Here is a 25,884-nt window from a genome sequence, read left to right on the forward strand (position 1 = left end):
AATGAAAACCGGTAATAAATTCGAGATAATCCATATCGGTATTATGGTTGGAATTGTAATAGTGGGCTTTACATTATTCATTATATTACCAACAGATAACATTTCTGAAAATGAAAGACGTCAATTAACATCCTTCCCTACTTATTCAGCGGAAAACTTTCTAAATAAAAGTTATTCCAAACAAATAGATGTATATGTGAATGATGCATTTCCATTTCGTGAGCAGCTGATTGAGTTGAATTCCCTTTATAGTAATGCAAAAGGAATACGATTAGGAACAGATGAGATACAAATATACAATATAGAGAAATAAACAAAAGGACATTTAAAAACAATGAAAAAATATATGATAGTTTCAGCAATTGCGACCCTACTAGTTGCAGGATGTGCTTCTAAAGACATAGAAAATGAAAGTAAGGGGAGCATTGTTGAAGATAATAAACAAGAAGTTCCAGAGAATACCACTGCTGAAAAATCCGGCACCATTATTACACTCGGCGATCGAGCAGTCGAAATTTTTTACGGAAATGAAGAAACTGAAAAGCGATATTCCAATACTATTTCAAGTATGAAACAAGCTCTAGGAGAGCAAGTAGAAGTATATAATATGGTAGTTCCAACAAGTGTAGAATTTGCGCTACCGAAAAAGTATCAACATATGTCCAAACCGCAAAAACCTGTTATTGATAAAATTTATGACAATCTTAATAGTGAAATTAAGACAGTCGATGCGTATAAAGCATTAGAAAAACATAAAAATGAGTATTTATATTTTAATACGGATCATCATTGGACATCACTAGGTGCATATTACGCTTACGAACAATTCGCGAAAGAAGCAGGATTTAAAGCGAAGTCATTAGATGAATACGAAAAATATTCTAAGAAAGATTTTTTAGGTACATTATTTACACAAACTCAAGATACTAAACTAAAAGAGAATAAAGATGTTATTGATTATTACAAGATTCCCGTTGATTACAAGGTATTTCGTTATGAAAAAGGGAAAGAAGATACAGCAGTACCTTCAACGTTATATGCCGATTATGCAAATGGTGTAAATGCTTACTCTATATTTTTACATGGAGATTTTCCAATGATTAAAATTCAAAATAATGATAGTAATAAAGGGAGAAAACTAGTCGTTGTAAAAGAGTCTTATGGAAATGCATTTGTGCCATTTTTAATACCTCATTATGACGAAATATATGTAGTGGATACAATAGTAGTTTAACGAAATTAGTAAATGAAGAAGAGGTAAAAGAAGTATTATTCATCAATAATATATTTGCTGCTAATACGGAGAAAATTGTGAAAACACTTGAAGGATTACAGTGAAAAAGCAGAAGCCTATTCCAAGTGAGGAAACCATGTACGTCTTTGATTGCGGATGCGTAGATTACAAACACTTAAAAGATCGAACTGCCACAGCCTTTAAGGTTGTGGCAGTTTTTGCTTGTAACATTGTTGTCACACTGAGAATGTATGGTAGTAGTTAGTCTTCATACATAAGAGAGGTAGTGTGACTTTGAAAAGAGTAATTTGGAGAGTTATCAAATGCTTGTTCATCCTAAGCATAGTCGTAATAGGAATCATTGTTTCTGCATGTAAAATAGAGCCAAAACGTTTGGTGACAAGGGAATTTGAAGTAGAGCTGTCATCGGAAAGTCGGGAATCTATCAGAGTTGTTCAGTTTTCAGATGTGCATTTGGGTCCTAATTATTCATTACACCAGCTAGAGAAACTGGTCGATAGAATAAACGAGCTTGAACCTGACATCATCGCTTTTACGGGCGATCTCATAGATGTAGTATCTGAGTTCGAGGGAAGGTCAGAAATAAGTGGCATATTGGGTAAACTAAATAGTAGATATGGCAAATATGCTATTTGGGGAAACCATGATTACGGAGGTGGCGGGGTCAGGTTTTATGAAGACATTATGATAAAATCAGGATTTAAGCTACTTAAAAATCAGAATAGTGTCATTGAACTTGACGGTGGACAGTTAGTAACGATTATAGGGTTGGATGATGCGATGCTTGGACACCCAGATATTGAAAAATCATTTGCGGGTGTTAACAGCCAGGAAGCCAAATTGTTACTGCTGCATGAGCCGGATCTTGTAGACGAAATAGAGGCAGATCGTTTCGATTTAGCCTTGGCGGGACACAGTCATGGCGGGCAAGTGGTTGTCCCGTTATTTGGTCCTCTGGTGACACCCCCTTTTGCGAAGATATACACAAAAGGGATGTATCAGTTAGCGACGGACACATATCTGTATGTAAATAGAGGAATCGGCACGACGAAGATAGCTGTGAGATTTTGGAACCCTCCGGAGCTATCAGTGTTTGACTTAGCTATGTAAAACTTAAATGCCGAAGGAGGAATAAGAAATGGCTGTTTTAATCGCAGATGATGAGCCGCAAATGGTTAAGATACTTTCAACCTATTTCAAAAAGGAAGGCTTCAATGTCCTGACGGCTAATGATGGGCAGGAAGCATTGGATATATTTGAATCGACCAAGATCGAGTTAGCTATTTTGGATTGGATGATGCCGAAAATTGATGGTATAGAGGTATGTAAATATATCAAGGATAATAGCCAGACTAAAGTTCTGATATTAACAGCGAAAGGTCAAACGGAAGATGAAATAAAGGCCTTACATAATGGGGCTGATGAATATATTAAGAAGCCATTTGATCCACAAATACTACTATTAAGAGCTAAAAAACTTATGAATAATAGCGAAGAAATTAAAGTAAGAGATATTAGGATAATGGAGCATGAAAAAAAAGCATACAAGCACGAAGAATTATTACAGCTTACCAAGATTGAATATGATTTGTTGCTGTTTTTCAGTAGAAATAAAGGTGTTATTTTATCGAGGGACAGGCTGGTTGATAGCGTTTGGGGCATGGATTATGATGGTGATCTTCGAACAGTCGATACGCATATCCGGAGACTAAGAACTAAAATCGGTACTGATATTATCAAAACTTACCGAGGTGTGGGCTATTGTCTGGAGGTGAAGGAAGATTAAAATCGGGAGCAAGTTTTCAGTTGGTGTGTCATCCATTGTTATTTGCACTTTTATATTTTCGATGGTAGCAAATATTTTCCTGGTAGACAGATATTACATCTATGAGCAAAGGAAGATTTTAGACAAGATAGCGAGCGATATACGTAGTGTATCTGAAAATAATTTTGTGAACGACTTGGAACGCATAGAAGAGGAACACGCCGTAACCATAGTGTATTCAGAAATCGGTGGCAATTTGGATCGACTGAATGACAACATAAAATCAGAATTTGAAAGGAAGAAATTAAAGCTAAACAAATTTTGGATTACGGAAAGTACGTTACATACTTTGCAGAACAACAGTGTGAATAAAATCTATGACCAAGGCGTAAGCAAATATAAAGTTCTAACTAAATTTATCAAGATAGATCATTTTATTATTGCCATAGCATTGCCATTACCACATATGGAAGAAACAATTTTAATCATCAATCGATTGAATATATTTCTAATGACTATTTCAGTACTATTGATTGTTTCTTTAGTAGTCATTCTATCTAAAAAAATTACAAGACCTTTAGAATCCTTGAAAGTTTTGTCTCAGGATATAGCTGATTTGAAATTCAGGAAAGAAGAGATTAACACCAATGATGAGGTAGGCGATCTTGCAAAAAGTATAAATAGTATGAGTGAAAAATTAGAGAAAGCCCATGATGAAATCAATGGTCAAAATAAGCGATTGAAAGAATTAATGTCAGATGTGTCCCATGAGTTAAAAACGCCACTATCCATAGTGAAAGTGTATGAACAAGGTATAGTGGACGGTTTAGATGACGGAACATTTAGAGATATAATTGAAGAACAGATTGAGAAAATGGATGTCTTAATTGAAAAGATGTTGTTTTGGACAGAATTAGAAAGTAGCGCATATACCAAATCTAATTTTGATTTGGGTAAAAGAATGGTAGATATTATGGAGAAATACATGTTGATTCTAAAGGAAAATGATATTGATTGTTCCTTGCATTTTGATGCGAGTGAAGAATATTTTGTTAGTGCAGACAAAGAAGGAATAGATGTTGTTCTCGATAATTTAGTTACGAATGCAATTAAATATTCCAATGATAAGCGAATCGACATTACGTTAACTAGAGAGGCTAATGGCGTGAAGTTGACAATTGCTAACGGGGTTGGCGACATGGAAGAAAGTGATTTGGACAGTATATGGAGACCTTTTTATGTATTAGAAAAATCAAGAAGTAAGGAGCTTTCTGGCACAGGTTTGGGATTACCGATTATCAAGACCATCTTGGATCATCATAATTTCGATTTTGGATTTGAATTAAAAAATAATAGATTAGTGTTTTTTGTAACATTCGTGTAACACACCGGGATTACACTAGTTATGGAGGTGCAATACATGAAAAAAATACTATCAATCATGTTAATCGCTACAATTGCAACGAGTGTCCTTACCGGCTGTGTGAAGGACAAAAATATACCTAGCAAAGAGGTCCATTCACAGATAGATAATTTAGACTTTAACTTTAGTGTGGATCCAGAAACTTTAGCGTTTGAGGTAGAGTCCAATGGAACTATTGAAAGAGCATCGGAACCACTGGAGAAAATGGAGGTTTCAAATTTAGAAGACAGTGGAGATACTATTACCTGGAGCTATTTAGAAAAGGAAATTGATGTTGAAATTGAAAAAAAAGATGAGTATGTAGATGTATCCATAATATCTAACAAAGATGGAGATAACATGTTCGCGTGGCCGAAAGTGAAAGGTGATGGATATATGCTCCCGTTAAATCAAGGGAAGTATATTCCAAGCAATGATTCTATTTGGAAAGAATATTTAAGTGAAGAAAAAATGAAGGTGATTGAGGCTTTCTCTATGCAGTTTTTTGCAGTTGAAAAAAGTGAGTATTCACTAGTCTATATAATTAAAAATCCTTATAATAGTGAAATTAATTTTAAGACAAAAAATGATATTGAGTTTACTTTTAATCATGAATTTCCAGCTATTAACGAACAGAAGGAATATGGTTTTAGAATATATGTAACGAAAAAAGATCCAGTAGATGTTGCAAAGACTTATAAAAATTATTTGGTTGAACAAGGGGACTTCAAAACCTTGGGCGAAAAGACGGGAGAAAATAGTAATATTGAAAAGCTTTATGGTGCCCCACATGCTTATTTTTGGAATAGAACTGTGATTTCAGAGGAAAATATAGAATGGGCTATACTGAGAGACGCTATCCCTGAAAAACTGAAATTATGGATTCAGAGGTTACTAAATACTAAAGTTGAGGATGGTTCAGAACTTTCATCGGCCTTTAATGATTTAAATAACTTAGACTATGTAGACAAATATACTAAAAATAGAATTGTCAAAGGCTTAAGTGCTTTAATTCAGCTAAAAGAATTCTATAATCCAGAAATTTTTACTGAAGCAGATAAAGAAACACAGGAATTATTGAACAAAGGAATAGACAATATAAATGCTGTTGAATTAATTGACCTAAATAAGAGATTATTAAAAAGCGTACTTGGAAATGCAGTTGACCCAATAGAGCAGTGGGCAGATGCAAATACTGTAGAAGTGATAAAGGATATGAAGGATTCAGGGCTAGAAAAAATGTGGATTGGTTTGGATGACTGGCAGGAAGGATTTATTAAACCGGAGCTAGTAACAGAAGCCGAAGATATGGGCTATTTAATTGGTACCTATGATTCGTATCATTCAATCCATGAACCAGGTAAAGAGAAGTGGGAAACTGCTAAGTTTAAAGATACTTCACTTTATGAGAATGCAACTGTAACCAAAAAAGATGGGAATAAGATTGAAGGATTCCAAGGTGAAGGTAGAAAGTTGAATCCGACGCTTGCAATGCCTAGTGTAAAAGAAAGAGTAACTTCAATTTTAAATACTGGTTTAGCATTTAATTCATGGTTTTTAGACACGGACGGCACTGGGGAGATCTATGATGACTATACGCCAGAACATGTGACTACTGAAGAGGAAGATATTCATGCAAGAATTAAGAGAATGGAGTATCTGCAAAAAGAATGGAATATGGTAGTTGGAACTGAGGGCGGCAATGATTTTGCTAACAAAAATGTTGCTTTTGCACATGGAATAGAAACGCCATCATTTTCTTGGATGGATAAGGATATGAGCAAAAACAAAGAAAGTGACTACTATGTAGGGAGATACTATTCGAGTACTGGTGGAGTTCCAGAATTGTTTTCAAAACAAATACCTTTAAAGAATAAGTACAAGAAGTTATTTTTGGATTCAAACTACACAATCCCATTGTATAAGTTGGTTTACAACGATTCAGTGATCACGACTTATTGGTGGGGATGGGGAACCTTAAAAATAGAAGATGAAATATCAAATAGGATGTTGTATGAAGTACTTTATAATGTACCTCCTTTATATCATATAGATAAACATGAGTGGGAAAAACATAAAGAAACAATAGTAAGACATTCTAAGGTATGGTCAAATTTTAGCAAAAAAGCAATAACTGAAGAAATGACGGGTTTTAAAATTATATCAGATGATAGGCTAGTTCAAATGACTGAATTTGGTGAAGCATTAAGTGTAGTAGCCAATTTTTCGGAAGATGAGTTTAATTTTCAGGGTGAGACAATACCAGGAAAATCATTGTTAATTATTGATGGAAATAGTAATACTATCTATACACCGAAAAAGTAAGCGTGAAATCGGCAACATTCTAATTCCTTATTTTTCATGAGACAATCTTCCAAGAGACTGAATCCTTGGTTGGCTGCTTTTACCACAACTTATCGCTAGTTTAAAAAGCATATTATCAGCTTAAATGTAAGAGGCCATTGGAAAAGTCCATGTGAATCAAAAGGCGTTGTTTACTCATTTTTTTGAGCGAACGATGCCTTTTTTAAAAAGTAAATTACTTTCTACACAGTTAAACCCATTTTGATTTATTAGGGGTCCAGTCACATACCCATCAAGCTAACAACGGAAATGACTAGATATAAAATGCCCATTGTCGCAAAACGAGCGAGTGATGGAGAAGTAGGCACGCCAAAGAAGCCTACTAAAATATGATTTTTTTGCTAGGCAGCTTGTCTAGGCTTCACCGTCTTTTCATACACAACCCCTAGATTATCAAAAACGGTCTGCTTCTTATATCGATGACATTTACGACCGTTCTTTTTGAGTAGCTGATAAAGGCGATGCAGAATCGTTACAAGTTCATTTGGGTCATCTTTCATTGCTCGAAACAGTAACGGAAAGTAATCTTTAATCATGTAAATCGCTTTGTATTCACTCAGCTCTTGCTTTTTCTTTTCAAGTAGAAGCTGTCGCATTTGAAACATCGTAGAAGAACAAAGGAGAATACCGATGAGTTGCCCATATAAATGGCATTCTAGGCGTTCTTTTTTGATATTTTTACACTAGTCGATTTCAAAGAACGACTTCCATGTTTTAAATAACATTTCAATCTGCCAACGTAACGAATATAACGGATGTACATATTCTGTTGGCACTTCTTCCGGTGATGTGTTCGTGATGTATACGTTGATTCCCATTAGCCGCTTACTTTTGTCCTTCATGACAATACTGTTCTTTTTCTCACGTACGGCTTGGTTTTTTAGTCGTGTTTCGGTTTGATCATTCGTTAATCGGTGGATGATTACATGTGTCGGTAATTTCTGAATCTGGCCAATGTAAGCTTCCGGGATTTCAATGGTCTCACCTGGTTCCAGTTCCTCCATGATCTGTACCATATCGAGCTGAGTATATTCTGTTTGCTTTTTCAACGTGCCATTTTTGAAATACTCTGGTTCCAGATTTTTCACATAAATACATGTATTTAATTTCAAACGAGATATATAATAGGCTCTCAACTCATGAATCGCTTGTAAATCTCGCAAATCAAAATAACCTAAGTCACGCAGGCATAAATCGCCTGCCTCGACACTTTCAAGGCAATCCGCATCATATGTTTTGTCGTTATTTTTTCCTGGCCCTAGCTGCACATTTAAGAATTGGCCACTAAGCAGATCGTATTCAAGTTGGATTTTCACACCAGCCGTGTTACTACTCCCTCCAGAGCCTTGATAATCAGTGGCGAAGGAATCAGGTAGCTGAAACACCGTCGCATCTAGAATCCGAATACGTTTGAAAACAGAAATGATACGTGAAGTTAGCGATTTTGTAGCACAGAGTTTCTGTGTAAGGAGTAAAGTAAAGACTTCTCGAATAAATGCGACAGCTGTTGGATTAAGCGTTGATTCAGTCCTTCTGGGCTCATGAGTACGCCCGTCGAAGCCTGTAATCGACTACATAGTTGCCGTAAGCGATGTACTAGCGACTTCTTGGCTGAGCCAAACGCAAATGGCGATGAGTTCATCTGCTTGATATTTACTGGATCGCTGCACAAAACCAACTTGTTTGGCGAGATCTTGTAGGACTATTGGAGATAGAAAGCGTTGTAATTCTTCAGAAAGAATCTTTAAATTGAAATATATCCTCATTTACATTATTTGAATTACATCCGTTTAAGAAAAGTAATATCAATAGCGAAAAGAAGAAAAATTTTGTTATTTTCTTCATTTCTTATCCCCCTTAAATTCAATATTTAAATTCACCTCCTACAATGCCTTCAAAGTCGTCAATTTCCATCTTTTGAATTCCCTGACCATTGCTGATCCTAAGCCAAACAACTATACCACCTCTAGCAAAATAATTAACATATCATATTCAAGAAAGGTTAGTTAGCTAAAAGCATATGTTTTATTGAAAGGATGTGATCGAATTATGGATCGGAAGAAATGGGGCGTTGGAGGATTAGTATTCGTTGGCTGCATGTTTCTTGGTGGAGGAGTGGGAGATTTGTTAGGAAGTTCCCACAACGGATGGCTGATAGGAATGGGTGTTGGATTTCTTGGGATAGCTTTAACGAGACTGATTGGAAAATGATCTTCTGCAATTTGGCCCTTTTGCTGAATAAGGTTTCTAAGGAACACATGAATGCTCTATACTAGTTAACATAAAGTCAACTATAAGAAGATAGCAAAAACGCCAAACCCATATGGTTCAATAGTTTGGCGTTTGTGTGTTTTTTATCCTTTATTCAGGATTTTATACAACCTTGATGTAGCAAGGGTTTGCTAGATGATCAATAAAAAGCCCTAGATTTACCACTAGAGCTTTTTCTATTTCATCTTTATTTATCTAATTATGAAAGCTGTAGGTTCGTAAAAGTAGACAATTCTGAACGGTGCTATTTCTTTACAAAACAGCCAGCTTTAGTGTTCGTTTTAGTAATAAAACAGTTTGCGAACGTTCGCAAATTAACATTAACTTTTACGAACTATGAATAAATAAAATTAGGTGTTGATTTCCATGAGTTTGCAGGAACATTTTTATCTAAATAAAAGGTACCCAACCTCTTTTGAAATGGGTACCCATTTTATCCGAAGGTACTCAAAAGATTACACCTTTTGGAGACCTCTTTAATTTGAATATTTTATAATTATAACAGGCGATTTTTTTTAAAGTATTTCCACATGCCCCAGGTTAAAATGACTAAGATCCCTAAAATGATAATCGTTGAGAATGGAGAATCTTGATAGGGTAAAGGAACATTCATTCCAAAAAAACCGGTTACGAAAGTTAATGGTAACATTACGGTTGAAATGATGGTCAAAACGTTTAACTTTTCAGAGGATTTTGCGTTAATAATGGAATAATACGTCTCCAAAGCACTGTTTACAAGATCTCTGTACGTTTCAGTAGAGTCCACTATCCTCTCGAGATGGTCAATTAAATCCACATAAAACGGCGCATTTTCTTCCCGTATTTCAAACTTCCACTTTCCGTCCACAGTCATGAAGATCCTACGCTGAGGAAGGATGACGCGTCGAATTAAAATGATTGTTCTTTTTAGTGCAAGGAATTCTTCTGTCACTCCCCTTATTTCTTCATCGTAAATCTCATCTTCTAGTTCATCAATACGGATGTTAATGCGGTCAAGAATCGGAAAGTATTCATCCGTTATGCCGTCTACAAGAGCATACAAAAGAAAATCTGCACTCTTATCCATGTATTTTGTGTTCTTAGAACAAATCACATCCATCTGGCCAAGCCATTTCAATTTTTCTTTATGGATTGTCACTACGTAATTGGGGCCGACAAATACGTTTAACTCTAGGGTCGTAATTTCCTTATCTTCTTCCTCGTTATACCGAAGGGCATGTAAAACGAAGAACTGGTAATCTTCGTAGTTGTCAATCTTAGCCCGAGGACTGTCATGCAGGCAATCCTCAATTGCTAAAGGGTGAAAATCAAAAATCTTTGCCACTTTATATAATTCAGGGGTTTTTACATCGTAAATATCGATCCACAACAAATTATTAGGATGTTTTAAATGCTCTTGCACGTTAGATAGGTTAAACTCAGTGGTCATCTCTTGGTTCTCATGATCGTATAAATACATTTTAATCATATTACATTACACCTCGCGTTATAGATCAAGGCATTAAAGGTTATGAGTCTTCTTAGTTGTTACAAGAGGACATGAACACCTTCGTTGCCTCTTTCTTGTTGTCGACTTGCGTTTTTCCAACGAATTGGGGTCGTCAGTGCCCATGCATTCCTCACCTCCAAAATATAAAGGCTCCTTTCACACAGAAAGGAGCCCATAAAAAACAAAAAAAAATGCTTAAATGTTCTCCCCTTGTTGAGTTTTAGCATTGTATAGCATAGGTTTTACCAGCTACATTAAGAAAAACCATAATCCGATTTTTCCTGTTGACCCATCTGCGCCTTTCGACATTTTTGGGATGCAACGTATCTCTATACAGGAGCCTCACCTAACAGAAGACTATTCAACTAAAGTTAACCCTAAGGTTAGAAAATAACCATTAAAAGATGAGTTCACTCCATTTATAGAGGTAATTGTTTGGGTAAGACAAGATTGCTCAATGGATTTGTTTTTCGATGTTTCGCAGATGATAAGGAGTTTCAAGCGTTATTTAGTGATAAAGAATACTATTAAGATGAGTTCCCCGGTAACATGATGGCTGCTAAAAAGGTTGGTCCTGTGTCTTCAGTAGCTCCAGTCGCTTGAGGGGATAAATGATAATAATACTTTTTTATTTAAATCATGTTTGCGTTAGAAGAGGTTATATCACCAGTTTATGTAAAAGGATGAAAAGAGTTTGGACAAGTACCTAAATAGAAAAATTCATTGGAATCGAGGGTTCCAATGGATTTACTTCTGATAAGGTGGTTTATGTAAACTAGCTTGCTTGTTTGAATGACTTATTAAAAACAGCGAGACTTTGTTAAATAAAAGATTGGAGGAAGATTAGCTATCGCACCTCCAACCTTATTGATAATCACTTTGGAACTAATTGTTTATTAAGATTTAAACAGAGTATTTGCAGATATTTTTTGAAGGACGGGTTATGGTACTAATTCAGTGCCGTTTAAAAAAGAGGTTTATTTTTTTCTTTAAGGGGTAGCGTCAGGAAAATGCGGTTTTACAACGTTAAGGAAATTACAATATTAAAAAGGCTAATTTCTCACATTAAATTGAGAAAATAGCCTTTTTTCATTACTCCATTGAAGCGATCTATTATGAAAGAACAATCCTAGCACACGGGAGTTGCAAATAGAAGAAAGATAACATATTAATTGCTAACTTATTAATTTGGCTCTACATGGACATGAACACGATACACTCCGTAATCTTTAACTATTATTTCCTCCACATGGGGTGAAATATCATGAGCTTCTTTGATATCTAACGTAGAATTAACAAGAATGACAACATCTATCACTTCATTATTTCCGTAGTTTCGCTCTTTAATTTTTTTATGCAACTAACGGGGCAGGTTAGCTGAAGAAGCCGACCAATAAAGGTCGGCTTTTTTCATACTATTTTGCAGCAGCCTTCGTAACCGCCGCCGTATCCTGAATAATCATAAAGCAGAAATTCAAAGGCTCAATGGTGAATTGGATTATTCGTCTTAACTAAGCGCATTTTACGCAATAGTGCAAATCTAATACTAAACTTCCTGTTGCGTTGGCTTCAGGTGTTGCTCCTGTAAGACTTTCGATAGTAATGGTTTTCAAATCTTCAACGAAGATCGTTTCCGAGCGACCAGGTGTAACAACGATGGTTGATGTCGTGACTCCCGTTGTATAGTCAACATTAAAGACGGAAGAAGTACTGGTATTAACTACGGTAAATGAACCATTTATTACTAACCCCGTTGGATTAGTAAAGTAGGTAAGAGGAGTAACGCTCGGAGTAGGTTGGAAAATGGGATTACATTGTTGAATGTTGACAATTTGCTTGGACACATTATTACAAAAATTAAACACGGCAGAACTTGATGAATTTCCACACATAATATCACCACCTCTTTTCATCGTATGTAAAGCCTGTACATTTTTAACTGGTACAAGGCCTATTTTCCCGAAAAATGGATGTTTGTTGTGGTGCATTCGGCTGAATTCCTCATACAAAGTTATATGGGGGGAGCTGGCTTTATGGGAAAGAAGTGCAAACGAAAAAAAAACAAAGATTGCGAATGTATCTGTCACTCCAAAAAGAAAAAACGGAGTAGAAAATGTCCCCGGAAAAAGCTTATTTGCATACACAGATGTGTTCCCATTAACCAAAAATGTGATGACGTTACGACTCAAACGTATTTTGTGCCTCGTCGGATTCCAATATAAAAAATCCTTCGGGAACCATCACAATAATAAACACTAGTAATTCATGTGCAATGCAAGTTACCATAACAAAATTGTCCAATGATCATGAGGATATTGATGTTGCTCCGAATTCATCGTTTACTGCAATTGTCGCTAATCTAAAATCCGTAAAAATCTTATGTAAAAGTCAATCCAATAATGATATATATTGTACTGGTTCTATGGAGTTGGATATCCATTACACTTTAATGTTCTAATTTTCTACAGCCGGCTGCAAACTACTGATTGGAAAGAGAATTTTACCAACTTTGACTAAAGTGTTTTTTTAGAAAAATAGTTCAAGAACTCGTTTGTATCTTAAATTTCAAGCTTTAAGTCTTAGTGAAAGACACTAAATATGTTTTCTAGGCATTATTCGTTTCTTCTTCGGTAATGCCGATATACCGCAAGGTAACAGAAGGATGGGAATGATGCAGGATCCATTGCAACATGGCAATATCCTTCGTGGCTCGGCATGGGACTTTGAGGATTTGGTTTCCTCGGCATGCGTATGGGTATTGAGAAAGTCAGTTAACATTAAATCCTAATAATCTACACCTACTTTCCTTGTCCACATTTCAATGTATTCAAGGAAAAGAATGTCGTATAGGTACGCGTAATGGATAAGCTAAATATACTTGTGTTGTTGAACTAACGGGTGCGTTAGCTGAAGATCAGAGCTGTCTTTAAGGCAGCTTTTTCTTTTTGGAACTAAAGGGGTAGTTTAGTTTAAGAAGGATTATCTGAAGATTAAAGTGAATTACTTATTATAAAAATTTTTTATAACTCAATAGGAGAGAGAATAATGGATTTTCCAGAAGAATTAGACCTAATTTCTGTATTTGGAGCTATTCCTAAGAGGAAAGATGAGACAGATGCTTTTTATTACGACACATCAACTTTTGTTTTAGAAAATGAAAAAGAAATATATGAGATTATCCTTTCCCCTTTTTATCACGAATTTACTTTAAGTGTTAAGGAAAAGAAAACAAATAAAGTATGTCATATATTGAATTACTTTCTGTTAATAAAATTGAAATTGTGGAAGAAAAAAGGAGCATTCAAAAATTCGTTTGTTTCACGGTGATTCGGACAGATATGTAAATATTATCGAAATAACTTTAAAGCCTAGATTCAATATGATTTTCAGAGAACAATACTGTTAATTTTTTTCACTAACGGGTTCTTTACTTCAATAAGGGAGGTTGCTGTGGCAGCCTTTTTATAATGGAACTAGAGAGGTAGTTTAGTTGAAAAAGCTTAGTATAAACGCACAGTGAATGACGTTTGCTTTCACAATAGGGCTGTATGGATATGTGTAGTACAGTCTCTCAGTTTATTCGTACTATGCGGTAATGCGATATCATCCTAAAGATGATCCATTAAAAGTCTGTTATCTTTAAAAGATGCTCTTTACAGTTGCATTATTAGGATCAATCATTAATATCTCTTTAGCTATTTCATTAGCTTCCTCTTTACTTAATAACTGTTCTGGCAAGTCATAAAAAAGCAGTAAATATTCCTTAAAACTAATATCGTCAGGAGATAATTCTGCAGCCTTTCTCGCATGAAAACAAGCTGTTTGATATGCCCCCTTTATATTGTTTAGTGCCATACTAAGTAGAAATGATGCCAAATGATGTAATTCTGAGGTCTCCTTATCAAGTAATAAGTAATTCACAAAACTATATGGTGAGATATTTTCATCATCGTAGGCAACAATAAAAAGAATCTCTTTAAGATTTTCCGCGTCTATATTCAAAGCAATGTGTTTTGCTTTAACAAAATCACCATTAACTATTGCTTGCTTAAAGTTATCCATTAAAAGTCTCCTCTATCACAATCTCTTTTTAGTTAATTAAATAACTTCATTTCTTCTTCAACCAACCTTCCCAGGAAGTTTTACCGCACAGTTTGTGTCAACTCTACAATAAGTCATAATGAACTCCCTCAGTTTAACTATCGTGGTGTCTAGGTTTTTCATGTGTTTTAGTTCCTTGATCCAGTTTAGTAATCTAGTAAAACCCTCTTCGTTATTTTCAAAAGACAAAGGTTTCCCGATCACAATGCCCCGATAGTTTACAGCACGGGCCACGTGTACGTGTTGGGCGATATCCACACCAACAACTAGATGTTGATCCGTAATTCTTTCAATTAGTTGATTTTGTTTGTTTTGTATTTTAAAATTCATAGTAGGGCTTCCTCCTTAAGACTTTGAGTTAGATTGGACTCTATACTCGTATCTTACTGAGGGGCTCTATTTTTTTCAAACCTGTATAACTTATAACAGCAACTCAATTTTTATAAAAAAGATTGATTAAAAAATTTATAAACGTTGTTAAATCAACGTTTCACATCAAATATAGCCCATATTTCAATCAATCTTTTTTCAAAACGATACAACTTTATTAGGGGCACGGAAACGATTCGAGGATTAAGGGGCCACATTCCAATTGTTATAAATCGAACCAAGTAATCGAATTAACAAAATTAATGCGGATTCTACCATATTTCAACAGGACTTAAAAATGCTAATTGAACCTTGGCTAACTGTTAAACAATATGATGAAAAAGATATTAAAGAAAAAGTGTGATCAACAATAAGATAAGTCTTTTCAAACAAAGCCCTGAATCTTCTACTTAGCGTAGAAAGTTCAGGGCTTTTTATTCCAAAAATTGTCTTAGCGTATTCGCGTTTTGTCGGCAGGACCCCTATTAATAGTATCCAGTAATACCATAAGCTTCAAAAGGATTCGAGCTTGTTGATCGATATCCTTCTGCTTTCGCATAATTTCCCACTGGATCATCAACCATGGGGGTATAACATGATTTTTGTCCGGAAAGTACTTTTCCATTTCCTCCAGAACTATTACAATCATATGATCGGAGCTTTATTGAATGATCGGAATTAAACTGGTGAATAAAGGCATTCCCTGTATAACCGGATGGCAAGGCAGAATTAAATGTAGTTTTCGCCCAAGCAGACTTACAGGATGGACTATATTTTACCTGAATTGTTCCAACAATGGTTCCATTATCCTTCTTCACACTCGTAGAAACTGCCGTGTAGGCATCATTTTGACAACCAGTAGAAACTGGACTCTTCCCGTTATAACTTGCAGCCTCTACATTGGGAATAGAAAATGACATTGTGGTTAACGCCAAAAATGAAAGAAATACGAACAATTTTTGTTTCATTATAATCCTCCCCTTAATATTATTTTTTAAATACTCTGAAAATTTTAACGTTATGCGTATTTATAATCTATATAACTAAACTACTATCTTATTTAACAATCTGGCCCTTTAACGGAATAATTTTATTGTCATGAAACATCTAATTCTTTATTGAAGAAAAGGGACTTGGACATTGGACTATTACACAATTACTTAATTATCTTCAGGAAATGAACGCTAACGGTTAATTTACATTCACTTATACATAGTATGAAATAATAAAAAATACGATTCTAAGGTAAGAAGAACCTTCCTTTGTTGAAAGTATTCATAAACCACCTGAATCTTGTAACGAAGTTTAAATATAGATGGAGTTCATCAACAACGAACTCTTCTGGTTCATTGCCTCTAGTCTCTCATCATAACTAGATAACTTAAACTCGTTCGATTTTTTACCCCTAATTTACGATAAATATTTTGAAGGTGACGCTTCACTGTATTTACGCTAATGAAAAGCTCTTTTGATACTTCCTCATTGGTATATCCTTTAGTAATGTATGCTAGAATATCTCGTTCTTTAGTGGTTAGTTTTTCTTCGATTAGATGGTGTACTTCTTTTTCATCACTTAGACTTAAGTAAGCTACGTAATGATCTTTTGAGATGTCAGCCTTCATAATATAAATCGTAACTTCTTGCCGGGTAGGCAATAGAATCTTGCTGATTAAGCCTAGTTTCCAGTTTTCTTTCCATATCACTTCCTGCAAAAATTGCTGAACAGGGTTTCGAATAACTTGGGATGCAAAATGGATAGAGCAGATTTCCTTAGCCGCAGAGTTTGCATGATAGATAGTCATGGCGGAATTAAAAAGAATTTGACCAGTGGATGAGGCGTTGGAAAGCATTTCTAGTGTTTTCTTTTGAGCCCCTATTTCTTCTAGTGAAAGAAAGTTCGCTAAAGAAAATGATATGGACTTAGCCAATATCTCTAATATAAAAGTATCCTTCGCATTAAATGGCTCTTCGTGCTCATATCGAACAAGGCCGATTGCACCTAACAGTTTTGCTTGATGGACTAGATATACGCCTAATTCGTCATAAAATCCGTACTCCTTCATAAAGGACTGATAGTATAAGCTTTTCTCGTATTTAAAAGTGCTCATTACATCATTTATGGTAATAACTTGTTTGCATCTCATTTTTTCTTTAATATTCATTGGATATAAAATATCCATTTGGTAGTACTGACTACAGTAAAGATCTATAATATGGTCGTGAATATTATGGTTTGTTGGGTCAACCAAATGTCCATTAGATTCTGATATCCAGAATATAGATTTGTCATATCCAAACGTAAGGGATAAAGCTTGAAGAACCTGTCTTCGGTACATGTCAGGTGATACCATGGTTTCATGAAGGACACGATGTATATCTTCATAATCTTTACGAGACAACTTTTCCATTTTGATACCCTCCACACAAATCAAAATATTCCAACTCCATTATATTGAATTTTGCAACCGATTTCACCTAAAAGTAGTTCATTCTCCTCCTTTTTTGGTCCTTTTAGGTAATTGGCGAGTTCACCTCGCTTAATTATACTGAAAATATATAATATTTTAAAAAAACAGGAGGGATTTTTGATGAAGTTTTCGGAGTATCTTCAGTATGATGGTGTTGGTTTAGCAGAGTTAGTAAAAAGTAAGGAAGTCACCCCTGAGGAGCTGATAAAAACAGCCTTACATGCTATAGAAGAAATAAATCCCAAGCTGAATGCTGTAGTTAGTATTCAAAGGGAAAACGCGAAACGTGACCTGGAAGCTTTACCAAATGGACCGTTCAAAGGGGTTCCCTTTCTCATCAAGGAAATGGCTCTTCATGCCTCTGGCATCCCTTCCCGAATGGGGAGTAAACTAGCTGATGGTTTCGTACTCCCTCATGACACAGAATTAATGGCACGTTTCCGCAAAGCTGGTTTTGTAACCATCGGGACGACAGCCACACCTGAATTTGCATTTAATGCGACAACTGAATCTGTTCTCTATGGCCCTTCACGTAACCCTTGGAATAATGAAAGGAGTTCAGGAGGTTCCAGTGGTGGATCGGGAGCAGCTGTTGCGGCAGGAATTGTACCTCTTGCTCATGCCAACGACGGTGGTGGATCGATTCGAATTCCTGCCTCTTGCAATGGACTCATTGGGTTAAAACCTACACGAGGTCGTATACCAACTGGTCCGGATATGGGAGAGGTGCTTTGTGGACTCGGTATTGAATTTGCGCTCACACGAACCGTGAGAGATACGGCAGCACTACTTGATGCTGTATCAGGCCCAGATCTAGGGTGCTATGCTTGGGCTGAACGCCCTACCACTCCTTATCTTAAGGAACTCTCTACACCACCTCAACGTCTTCGAATTGCTTGGACAGACAAACCACTTTCCGGTGTACCTGTTAATCCAGAATGTAATAAAGCTTTATATGAGACTGTGAGACTTTGTGAAGAACTGGGACATGAAGTAGTGGAAACTACTCCATACATTAATAACGAACAGCACATGCTGGCAACAGTTCGACTATGGACAAGTAATCTGGCAAATATGATGGATAACGTGGCCCAGTTTCTGGGGAAAAATCCATCCGAGGAGAATTTAGAAGCTACAAGCTGGGCTTGCTATCAGCATGGAAAATCGATGACAGCTGTCGAATTGTTGCAAGCTTTGGATATTATGAATATGGTGTCAAGAACAATCGGAGAGTTTTTTAAAGACTATAATGTTTTACTAACTCCTACCACGGGACAACCACCTCTTCTTTTGGGTCAACTTAATGCCAATGCCCCAGGAGTAAGTGCAGAACAATGGACGGAGCAGATCTTTACTTACGCTCCATTCACAAATGTTTTTAACACCACCGGACAACCAGCTATCTCGCTTCCGCTTGCTTGGAGTCATAATGGTTTACCTATCGGTATGCAGTTTGCTGGTCGATTTGGGGAAGAGGCCACTCTCCTTAAGCTTGCTCGCCAAATCGAAGAGGCTCGACCTTGGAAAGACCACCGTCCGCCTATGGTAAAAGAGTTCGTAGAATCCCAAGGGTAACCTTCACAAATAAAGGTTCACCACTAAAATATAGTCCATCGGACTGTCGAAAATGTCTCGACAGTCTTTTTTGTTGGAAACAAAAAACTGATTCTTCTAGTTCGTTTATTCCCCTATAAATCCCCGTTTGCATTCCGAGAAGGGAACCCACCAACTAAAAGCTCAAAACATACGCAAAGTGTTGTACAGAAAAGGAAAATGAACCATACATGAAGTGAACCCAAAAAGTTAGACACTTTATTTAATTAGGCAGCCTTGAGGGCATGAACCCGGAATTCTACCGGGCTCATGCCTTTTAATTTTACCTTGATTCGTTGATGATTGTAGTAATGGATATATTCTTCTAATTCTTGTTTGAAATGCTCCATGCTTTCAAATTCTTGAAGATAAAGTAACTCTGATTTTAATAGGCCAAAGAAGTTTTCTATGACCGCATTATCGAGACAATTTCCTTTACGGGACATGCTTTGTGTAATGTTATGTCTTTTCAAATCATGCGAATATTGTTTCATCTGGTAATGCCAGCCCTGATCTGAATGAAGAATGGGTGAATCTTTCGATTCCAAGCGGTCAAAGGCTTTCTCCAGCATTTTGGAAACGAGGGGATAAACAGGCCGAGATTCGACATTATAGGCGATGATTTCTCCATTAAACAGATCAAGAATGGCCGATAAGTATAGTTTCTCCCCAGCTAGATGGAATTCTGTGACGTCTGTCACCCATTTTTCATTTGAGTTTGTTGCCTTGAAATCACGTGCTAGAATGTTGGGTGCAATCTTGCCGATTTTCCCTTTGTACGAACGGTATTTCTTCATGCGAACTAAAGACTTCAATCCTAGTTCATTCATCAATCGGAGAACTGTTTTATGATTGATGCGAGCACCTCTGTTACGTAATTCTAGGGTGATACGCCGATACCCATAGCGCCCTTTATGCGTATGGAAAATCTCTTCGATAAGGGATTTCATTTCTGTGTATTTATCCTCACGCCCGAAGGCGTTTACCCAATAATAGTATGTACTCCGTGCCATGTTAGAAATGGATAGAAGCAGATTTAAATCAAATTGTTTCCTTAGTTCATGGACTACTTTCGCTTTGTCTTTCTTTGTAGGGCTTCCTTTTCTTGAACTAAGGCATTCAACTTTTTTAGATAGGCATTCTCTGCACGTAAGTATTCTAATTCGGCAAGAAGTGCTTCTTGAGAGCCTTTAGCTGGTGATGTTTTTTTGGTTTCTTTTTTCATGGATAGACGCCCCTTTTTCTTTGGTTTAAGGGCGTCTATACCTCCTTCCTTCAACTGATTTGACCATTTCAAAAGTGTAGAATCGGAAGGAAGATTATAGTGTACAGCGGTCTCGCTGATCGATGCCCCATATTCGTTCATATAATTAAGTACCTCTAGTTTAAAGGGCAGAGTGTAATTTGTATAGGATGAAGCAATTCCTTCCATCCCATGTTCTAGATAGCGAGCGACCCATCTCTTCAGAGGGGATAGACCTACATTTCTTTCTTGTGCGATGGATTTATAGGATTTTTTCCCTTCCAAGTACTCTAAAACTGCATGTAATTTTTCGTCTATCGTATATTTAGTCAAAAAAACTGCACCTCCAATTGTTAGATGTTGTCTAACAATTGGGGTGCAGTTCAACATTGAAGACCTTTCATATCTTTTGAAATGGGCTTCAAAAACCGTCCTATAATTGATTTAGCCTGTGGAACAGGCAGAGCAACAATTCCTTTAGCAAGTAAAGGATATAAACTAATAAGTTGAGCCCTCAAGTCTTATGTAAAGAAGAATAAATTTCTTTTTTTTGCACCTCAAAACCGAACCCGTTACTGGAATTTGAAGATTTTTTCTTTTTTTGGACGAGAATCAACAAAGAATTTCAGTAAAAGTGCATAGTGTAAGAGAAACCAGCTTCAACTTTCTATATATTAATTAGCAATTCACGAAATGTTGGGGTACCCCTTTAGAGGTAAGGGCCAGGATAACTCTTGCGCAAAGTATCTCGTTTAGTTTTCAAATCGTAGACAAACACTTGACAAAAGAAAAGAAGAGCTTATCACAGAAATTAATTTACCTGTTGTTGGTGTGAAATACGAGTATAAAGGAGGCGAGTTAAGTGCCTAAAGAAATCAAACATCCAAAAATTTCTCAGACTCTAAAGATAGGTTTTCTTAGCTTTAAAGCGCAACCAGAACATGCAGGCATTGATTATTATGGCCATGGAATTTTATTGGGTGATTCAATTGTAATGGATCCATCCACAGGTGAAGTTGTGTTGAAAGTAAACCTAGATAGTTACCTTAGTGAAGTTTACGTTTTTTATTTAAAACTGCTGATAAAAAAAGAACTCTTGGATCAAACCCAGAAAGACAATCTATTTGTTTTTGGAAGGCAACATGAGTTATCGAAAAGAAAGGATTTAATTAAATCTATGAAATGAATTATTTAGTACACTAAGACTAGGAGCAATTGGCGCAATCGAAGAAATTGCAAATAAGATTAATAAAAATATTTGAGCTCTCTTTCCTTTGTAGGAGATAGGGCTTGTTCCTTATAGAAAGACAAATCATCCTGAATTTCATGTCAAATATCGATAATAATACACTAATTTCAATTTAATAATTTTCTCTAAGAAATTGTACTTTAATCTTTTGGATACATTCGGATGTGCAATTGTAACTGTCCAGGGAGATATTTACCTAATAAAGTAATATCGAAGAAGGTAATAAGTACATAAATAAGTATAAAAATGTTAAATTCTCTAGCGCAGGTTCTTTACTAATTGTTCCTATCTGCTTCTGTTCAATAGTTGTGTGCTATATTTGAAGTTGAGATGCTGTCACCCTATACTTTGTATGGGAATTAATTCGACAAATCATAGAAAACTTCTATACTATCGGGAATTCACTACTCCTAAGCAAAAGAAAAGTTGAAGTTGTGAAAAAAAGACTTTGGGGAAAATACAAAACAAATGGCTTTTTTATGAAGAAATCTTATTCTGAAAATAGGCAAATATACGATCTAACTAGAAGAACAAAATAAGAATCAGTATAGGTCAATCCAATTATTGTTGGCTTTTTTGTTCGATAATGGGATGATGCCACAAGTTAGTAAGCTGATAATGCAGTGATTTAAGAATAATCTAATTAATAATTTAAGGTAATATATTCTATTAGAGGTGTTGGATTATGAGGTCGTTCAAATATACAGTTTGTTTTATTAAGCAAGGGAGTAAATTGCTCATGCTTAATAGAGAAAAAGCGCCAATTATGGGGGTTTGGAACGGTGTGGGAGGGAAAATTGAAAGAGGAGAATCACCAGAGGAAACTGCTCTGCGTGAATTAGAGGAAGAAACTGGTATACACTTAGAAGATTTTTTCTCACAAGGTACAATAACATGGGAAACTGCAGAGGGTGTAATCGAGGGGCTTCATGTTTTTTTAGGTGAGTTAGATAGCAGTCATGTATATGAGACACCAAAGAAAATGCGAGAAGGTATTTTAGATTGGAAGTCAATTGACTGGATACTCGACCCTCAAAACCTTGGAATTCCAGAGAAAATACCTCACTACCTGCCAGTATTATTGGAAAAAGAAGGGGTTCATATCTTCAGCTATATGGATGGTAATATGATACATGAGGCTAATTAGCTATCATTAAACTAGAGCTTTGATAAGTTTAATATGAAAAATGATAAAGTCAGCATAAATATTGTTGGCTTTCTTATTGTGGGGTTGTATTGATTAATTCTATAACATGTAACAAAAGTAAGATTAAATACACTTATCAAATCGGAAATGAATTTTTTAGAAGCGGCTATAAGTAGCACCGAAATAAAACCTATGCCGACCTTTACCTTTATAGCTGAATAATGTTAAGTGTTGTATTGATTGAGTCGACATTTTATAATGTTGGCTTTTTGTTTTCCCATCCTGATGCCGATAAAAATGTTGTAAACTTTTTTTGAACCAAAAATTGGCCGAAGTGCACCTGCTACAGATTTTAGAGATTTTATTTATGAGAGTACCTCTTGAATGAGATGGACCTATGTTTATTAATAAGATATAGATATACTAGTCATACTTTATCTCTACATTGTTGAAGCATCTCTAGTTTTTTTCACTCATTTTTAGAAAGATTGCAGGTAATAGATTGCTAAAGCACAAATATAGACTTAATAAAGACTTGTAAAATGAGAAAAGGAGGTTTTGGATATTCGGAAAATACAAAAAAAGGTCTAGGAGGAGAAAATAATTGAAAAGAAATTTAATTAAATATATCGTTTTTCTAGTCCTCATTTCAACAATATTAGTTATGGTTAAGCCAAACATTACCTCGGCAGGGAAATTAAAGCCGCCATCTGAAACTTTCACACCAGGGGATTGGTTTCTAGGAGATATCCCACCTAATCTAGATGTAAATAAACCACCAATCGTATTTGTTCAAGGAAAAAATGGGAGTTCAACTAGCTGGTACGGAGAAACGGAATATCATGGTGTAAATGATATGTATACAAAAGCATATGAAGCGGGTTACCAAACTGTTTTTGTTCAGCTCTATGATGCGGCTGGAAATGGTTCAGTAAGCCAATATACTAATGGTAGGCTTTTAGCATCAAAACTTGCTGATATCAGTAACCATTTTGGGGGAAGAAAAGTTAATATTATAGCTCATAGTAAGGGAGGGCCAGACACTCAAGCAGCCCTTGTTCACTATGGAGCACATCTTTATGTTGGAAGGGTTATAACTCTGGCTTCTCCTCATCATGGTTCTAACTTAGCTGATTTAGCTTATAGCTGGTATGCGGGTTGGCTGGGTTCGTTGCTTGGTCAAAAAGATGATGGAACATACTCTTTGCAAGTAGGAAAAATGGCAGAATTTCGTTCAGTCACAGATAACCATGTAAACTCTCGAAAAAATAAGTATTACACCGCTACAGGAATGAATAGAGGTCCAGCTCTTTCCGCTTTATCAATGGGAGGACAATATTTATCTTCTTATGGAGAAAATGATGGTCTAGTAAATGTATGGAGTGCAAAATTACCTTATGCTTTCCATTTGTTTACTGATCCAAACTTAGATCACGACAACATACGCATAGGTTCTGCTGTCTTTTCAAGAATTGAACCATACTTAAGAAGTGATTCAATTGCTGGAGTTCCAAGTTTAAATACTAAGTCAACACAACAAGTTCAAGATGAGATTATTAAAACTGATATTTCTCAAACAGTTCATGGAGGAATGCTGCAACAACATGCCTGGATCGAGCAAACCTTCAATGTTAATGAACCAACCTCTGGTAATGTAACGATATACACAGCCTCAGATGATGTAGAGGTGGAATTAATTTCTCCATCTGATCAAACATATTTACCCTCCTTACAAGTAATCTCTACTGAGAATAAATCATCCTTTTTTTCTGGTGCAACTATCCAAACATTTAAAAGAAATAGCCTTGAAGTTGGAAACTGGAAGGTACGAATGAAGACTAAGTCACCAAAAGATGCATTCCTGTTAACAGCACAATTTAATGAAATGGATCCCATTACATTAAGTATGTCCGGGAAAGTAAAACAAAAGGATGCAAAATTCTTAATAAAGACTCCGATGAAAAATAAATATAAGTCAACTAGCACCACCTTTACTGTTCATCTTATTGATGAAGATGGAAATGAAATTGCTAAAAATAGCTCAATAAAAGAAATTGATACAGAGAATTTTTCGGGTGCCTTTCCAGAAGTGCCTAAATCAGGTGTTTATAATATAACGATTGATGTAAAAGAAAAAAATATAGATGGTACTGAAAGAACTCGTACTTTGATTCGCTCAGTCTATATTGAAAAATAGAATAAAAAAATTAGGAAATAGCCCTCTCTTTATTGAGAGGGCATCTTGTTTAGGGGATACAGGGAGAAGAGCGTTATGCAGAAGCAATAAGGCTCTCTTTATTTTATTTAAAGATTTCTACTTAGGAAAATTTGTTAATAAAACAATTCGATGTGTGTATTTTTAGGAATTAACTATGTAGCTTAAACTTGAATTCAAAAGGAGAATAAGGTTTAAGAATATTTGCATCTGCAGAAAAAGCTGCAAACCGCTGTTTACTTAATCCTTATTTTGATTAGAATCTCTATATGACAAAATGGCAGTTTTGAGCGCAGCATAATTGCCTATGCTTGCGTAACCATAGAACCAGCCCATGAAAATGCCTGCTACAAAGTGATGACGATGGCTAATGAAAATGGAAATGATTAATCCTAGAACTATAGCAATTGTAGGTATGAATTTTGGAGGGATATGAAACATGATCTTCAAAATTTGAGTCAAGATTATGATAGTTGGGATGGCTATTACTGCATCCCAAAAGTTTGTATGGATGGTTGGGAAATCCAAATAATAACACCACTTTCACGAGAAAGTAAAGGAAGGTTTATTTAATTAATTTTTACCATCAATAAAGTATTTATACCTTAAGATTTAGACCGATTAAGAGGAATGTTTAAATGCTCTTGATTTGACTTGGTTTGAGGGTTTTTCATGGTTCAAAATAAAAAACTTTGAATCCATTACATAATGGTGGATTCAAAGTTTTTTTTGATGTAAGTCATCCCAAAGTTCTTCCATTAAACCATCCATTTCTTTTCTTTATTTATATTGTTCTTCCTAGGATACCTCGATAGTAATACCTTCAAAAGTCAATACGTCTCCGACTTGAGTATTTTTCGGAAGTGAGTTTCTGGACAGTCTTTCCTTTCCCCGTTTACTTGAGCTAGTTCACCTACAAAACGTTCAATTATCTCATAAATCATCCTTTTTCA

The 25,884-nt window shown here is 35.7% G+C and carries 21 protein-coding genes, 4 pseudogenes and 1 riboswitch; of the genes and pseudogenes, 15 read left to right on the forward strand and 10 right to left on the reverse strand.

The window, feature by feature from the left end:
• Window position 1: 1 nt before the first annotated feature.
• The 7 genes from RE409_RS10280 to RE409_RS10310 all read left to right on the forward strand — a co-directional run bounded on the left by RE409_RS10280 (window position 2) and on the right by RE409_RS10310 (window position 6,747).
• A complete protein-coding gene (locus RE409_RS10280) occupies window positions 2-313 on the forward strand; it encodes a DHHW family protein (RefSeq protein ID WP_201224960.1) in 312 nt (103 codons plus the stop codon).
• Between the two features lie 21 nt (window positions 314-334).
• Window positions 335-1,234 carry a DHHW family protein gene (locus RE409_RS10285; protein WP_309558929.1) on the forward strand — a complete coding sequence of 300 codons (900 nt, stop codon included), beginning with the start codon at window positions 335-337 and terminating at the stop codon, window positions 1,232-1,234.
• A gap of 100 nt (window positions 1,235-1,334) precedes the next feature.
• Window positions 1,335-1,499, forward strand: coding sequence for a hypothetical protein (locus RE409_RS10290; RefSeq protein WP_201224958.1), 165 nt, complete (start codon window positions 1,335-1,337; stop codon window positions 1,497-1,499).
• 29 nt (window positions 1,500-1,528) lie between these two features.
• The gene (locus RE409_RS10295) at window positions 1,529-2,365 is read left to right on the forward strand and encodes a metallophosphoesterase (RefSeq protein ID WP_201181230.1); all 837 of its coding nucleotides are present in this window, start codon (window positions 1,529-1,531) and stop codon (window positions 2,363-2,365) included.
• A 28-nt stretch (window positions 2,366-2,393) separates the two neighbouring features.
• Window positions 2,394-3,041, forward strand: a complete 648-nt coding sequence (locus tag RE409_RS10300; RefSeq protein ID WP_201181228.1) for a response regulator transcription factor — start codon at window positions 2,394-2,396, stop codon at window positions 3,039-3,041.
• Window positions 3,042-3,102: 61 nt separating this feature from the next.
• Window positions 3,103-4,404: a sensor histidine kinase gene (locus RE409_RS10305; RefSeq protein WP_201181226.1), complete on the forward strand. Its 1,302-nt coding sequence runs from the start codon at window positions 3,103-3,105 to the stop codon at window positions 4,402-4,404.
• A 36-nt stretch (window positions 4,405-4,440) separates the two neighbouring features.
• A complete protein-coding gene (locus tag RE409_RS10310; protein ID WP_201181225.1) occupies window positions 4,441-6,747 on the forward strand; it encodes a glycoside hydrolase in 2,307 nt (768 codons plus the stop codon).
• A gap of 380 nt (window positions 6,748-7,127) precedes the next feature.
• Here RE409_RS10310 and RE409_RS10315 read toward each other — a convergent pair.
• Window positions 7,128-8,552 (reverse strand): annotated as a pseudogene (locus RE409_RS10315) (IS4 family transposase).
• Between the two features lie 283 nt (window positions 8,553-8,835).
• Here RE409_RS10315 and RE409_RS10320 point away from each other — a divergent pair.
• A complete protein-coding gene (locus RE409_RS10320; RefSeq protein ID WP_200949483.1) occupies window positions 8,836-8,997 on the forward strand; it encodes a hypothetical protein in 162 nt (53 codons plus the stop codon).
• Window positions 8,998-9,553: 556 nt separating this feature from the next.
• Here the strand turns inward: RE409_RS10320 and corA are convergent.
• The 3 genes and pseudogenes from corA to RE409_RS10335 form a co-directional block, all read right to left on the reverse strand.
• Window positions 9,554-10,525, reverse strand: coding sequence for a magnesium/cobalt transporter CorA (corA, locus tag RE409_RS10325; RefSeq protein ID WP_201181223.1), 972 nt, complete (start codon window positions 10,523-10,525; stop codon window positions 9,554-9,556).
• Between the two features lie 220 nt (window positions 10,526-10,745).
• A riboswitch (M-box (ykoK) riboswitch) is annotated at window positions 10,746-10,907 on the reverse strand.
• Window positions 10,908-11,729: 822 nt separating this feature from the next.
• Window positions 11,730-11,900 (reverse strand): annotated as a pseudogene (locus RE409_RS10330) (cation transporter dimerization domain-containing protein); the annotation flags it as partial.
• Between the two features lie 157 nt (window positions 11,901-12,057).
• Complete coding sequence (locus tag RE409_RS10335) at window positions 12,058-12,534, reverse strand: S-Ena type endospore appendage (RefSeq protein WP_201224955.1); 477 nt, start codon at window positions 12,532-12,534, stop codon at window positions 12,058-12,060.
• 230 nt (window positions 12,535-12,764) lie between these two features.
• On the opposite strand from RE409_RS10335, the gene RE409_RS30655 reads away from it, so the two are divergent.
• On the forward strand, window positions 12,765-13,004 hold the full coding sequence (locus RE409_RS30655) for an S-Ena type endospore appendage (RefSeq protein WP_397444177.1): 240 nt from the start codon (window positions 12,765-12,767) through the stop codon (window positions 13,002-13,004).
• A 587-nt stretch (window positions 13,005-13,591) separates the two neighbouring features.
• Window positions 13,592-13,873: a hypothetical protein gene (locus RE409_RS10345; RefSeq protein WP_201181221.1), complete on the forward strand. Its 282-nt coding sequence runs from the start codon at window positions 13,592-13,594 to the stop codon at window positions 13,871-13,873.
• Window positions 13,874-14,185: 312 nt separating this feature from the next.
• Here RE409_RS10345 and RE409_RS10350 read toward each other — a convergent pair whose 3' ends face one another.
• The 4 genes and pseudogenes from RE409_RS10350 to RE409_RS10365 form a co-directional block, all read right to left on the reverse strand.
• Entirely contained in the window at window positions 14,186-14,608 is a 423-nt protein-coding gene (locus tag RE409_RS10350) for a hypothetical protein (protein WP_201224954.1), read from the reverse strand.
• Between the two features lie 135 nt (window positions 14,609-14,743).
• A pseudogene (locus tag RE409_RS10355) lies at window positions 14,744-14,977 on the reverse strand (IS110 family transposase); the annotation flags it as partial.
• A 524-nt stretch (window positions 14,978-15,501) separates the two neighbouring features.
• A complete protein-coding gene (locus tag RE409_RS10360; RefSeq protein ID WP_201181217.1) occupies window positions 15,502-15,984 on the reverse strand; it encodes a DUF2690 domain-containing protein in 483 nt (160 codons plus the stop codon).
• Window positions 15,985-16,371: 387 nt separating this feature from the next.
• Window positions 16,372-17,424, reverse strand: coding sequence for a LuxR C-terminal-related transcriptional regulator (locus RE409_RS10365; RefSeq protein WP_201224953.1), 1,053 nt, complete (start codon window positions 17,422-17,424; stop codon window positions 16,372-16,374).
• Between the two features lie 180 nt (window positions 17,425-17,604).
• Between RE409_RS10365 and RE409_RS10370 the strand changes: the two genes are divergently transcribed.
• Window positions 17,605-19,059, forward strand: coding sequence for an amidase (locus RE409_RS10370; RefSeq protein WP_201181213.1), 1,455 nt, complete (start codon window positions 17,605-17,607; stop codon window positions 19,057-19,059).
• A 245-nt stretch (window positions 19,060-19,304) separates the two neighbouring features.
• Here RE409_RS10370 and RE409_RS10375 read toward each other — a convergent pair.
• A protein-coding gene (locus tag RE409_RS10375) for an IS3 family transposase (RefSeq protein ID WP_201182105.1) occupies window positions 19,305-20,653 on the reverse strand; the annotation gives its coding sequence in 2 pieces (ribosomal slippage) (window positions 19,305-20,209 and window positions 20,209-20,653; 1,350 coding nt in all).
• Between the two features lie 61 nt (window positions 20,654-20,714).
• Here RE409_RS10375 and RE409_RS10380 point away from each other — a divergent pair.
• From RE409_RS10380 to RE409_RS10395, 4 genes and pseudogenes are all read left to right on the forward strand, one after another.
• A pseudogene (locus RE409_RS10380) lies at window positions 20,715-20,824 on the forward strand (class I SAM-dependent methyltransferase); the annotation flags it as partial.
• A 358-nt stretch (window positions 20,825-21,182) separates the two neighbouring features.
• The gene (locus RE409_RS10385) at window positions 21,183-21,506 is read left to right on the forward strand and encodes a YqaI family protein (RefSeq protein WP_201224951.1); all 324 of its coding nucleotides are present in this window, start codon (window positions 21,183-21,185) and stop codon (window positions 21,504-21,506) included.
• Between the two features lie 748 nt (window positions 21,507-22,254).
• Window positions 22,255-22,716: an NUDIX hydrolase gene (locus RE409_RS10390; RefSeq protein WP_201224950.1), complete on the forward strand. Its 462-nt coding sequence runs from the start codon at window positions 22,255-22,257 to the stop codon at window positions 22,714-22,716.
• A gap of 664 nt (window positions 22,717-23,380) precedes the next feature.
• Window positions 23,381-24,913: an esterase/lipase family protein gene (locus RE409_RS10395; RefSeq protein WP_397444178.1), complete on the forward strand. Its 1,533-nt coding sequence runs from the start codon at window positions 23,381-23,383 to the stop codon at window positions 24,911-24,913.
• 258 nt (window positions 24,914-25,171) lie between these two features.
• Here the strand turns inward: RE409_RS10395 and RE409_RS10400 are convergent, their stop codons facing one another.
• Window positions 25,172-25,459, reverse strand: a complete 288-nt coding sequence (locus RE409_RS10400) for a hypothetical protein (RefSeq protein WP_098174826.1) — start codon at window positions 25,457-25,459, stop codon at window positions 25,172-25,174.
• Between the last annotated feature and the right edge of the window lie 425 nt (window positions 25,460-25,884).

Source organism: Peribacillus sp. R9-11 (assembly GCF_031345095.1).
GTDB classification, from domain to species: Bacteria; Bacillota; Bacilli; order Bacillales; family DSM-1321; genus Peribacillus; species Peribacillus butanolivorans.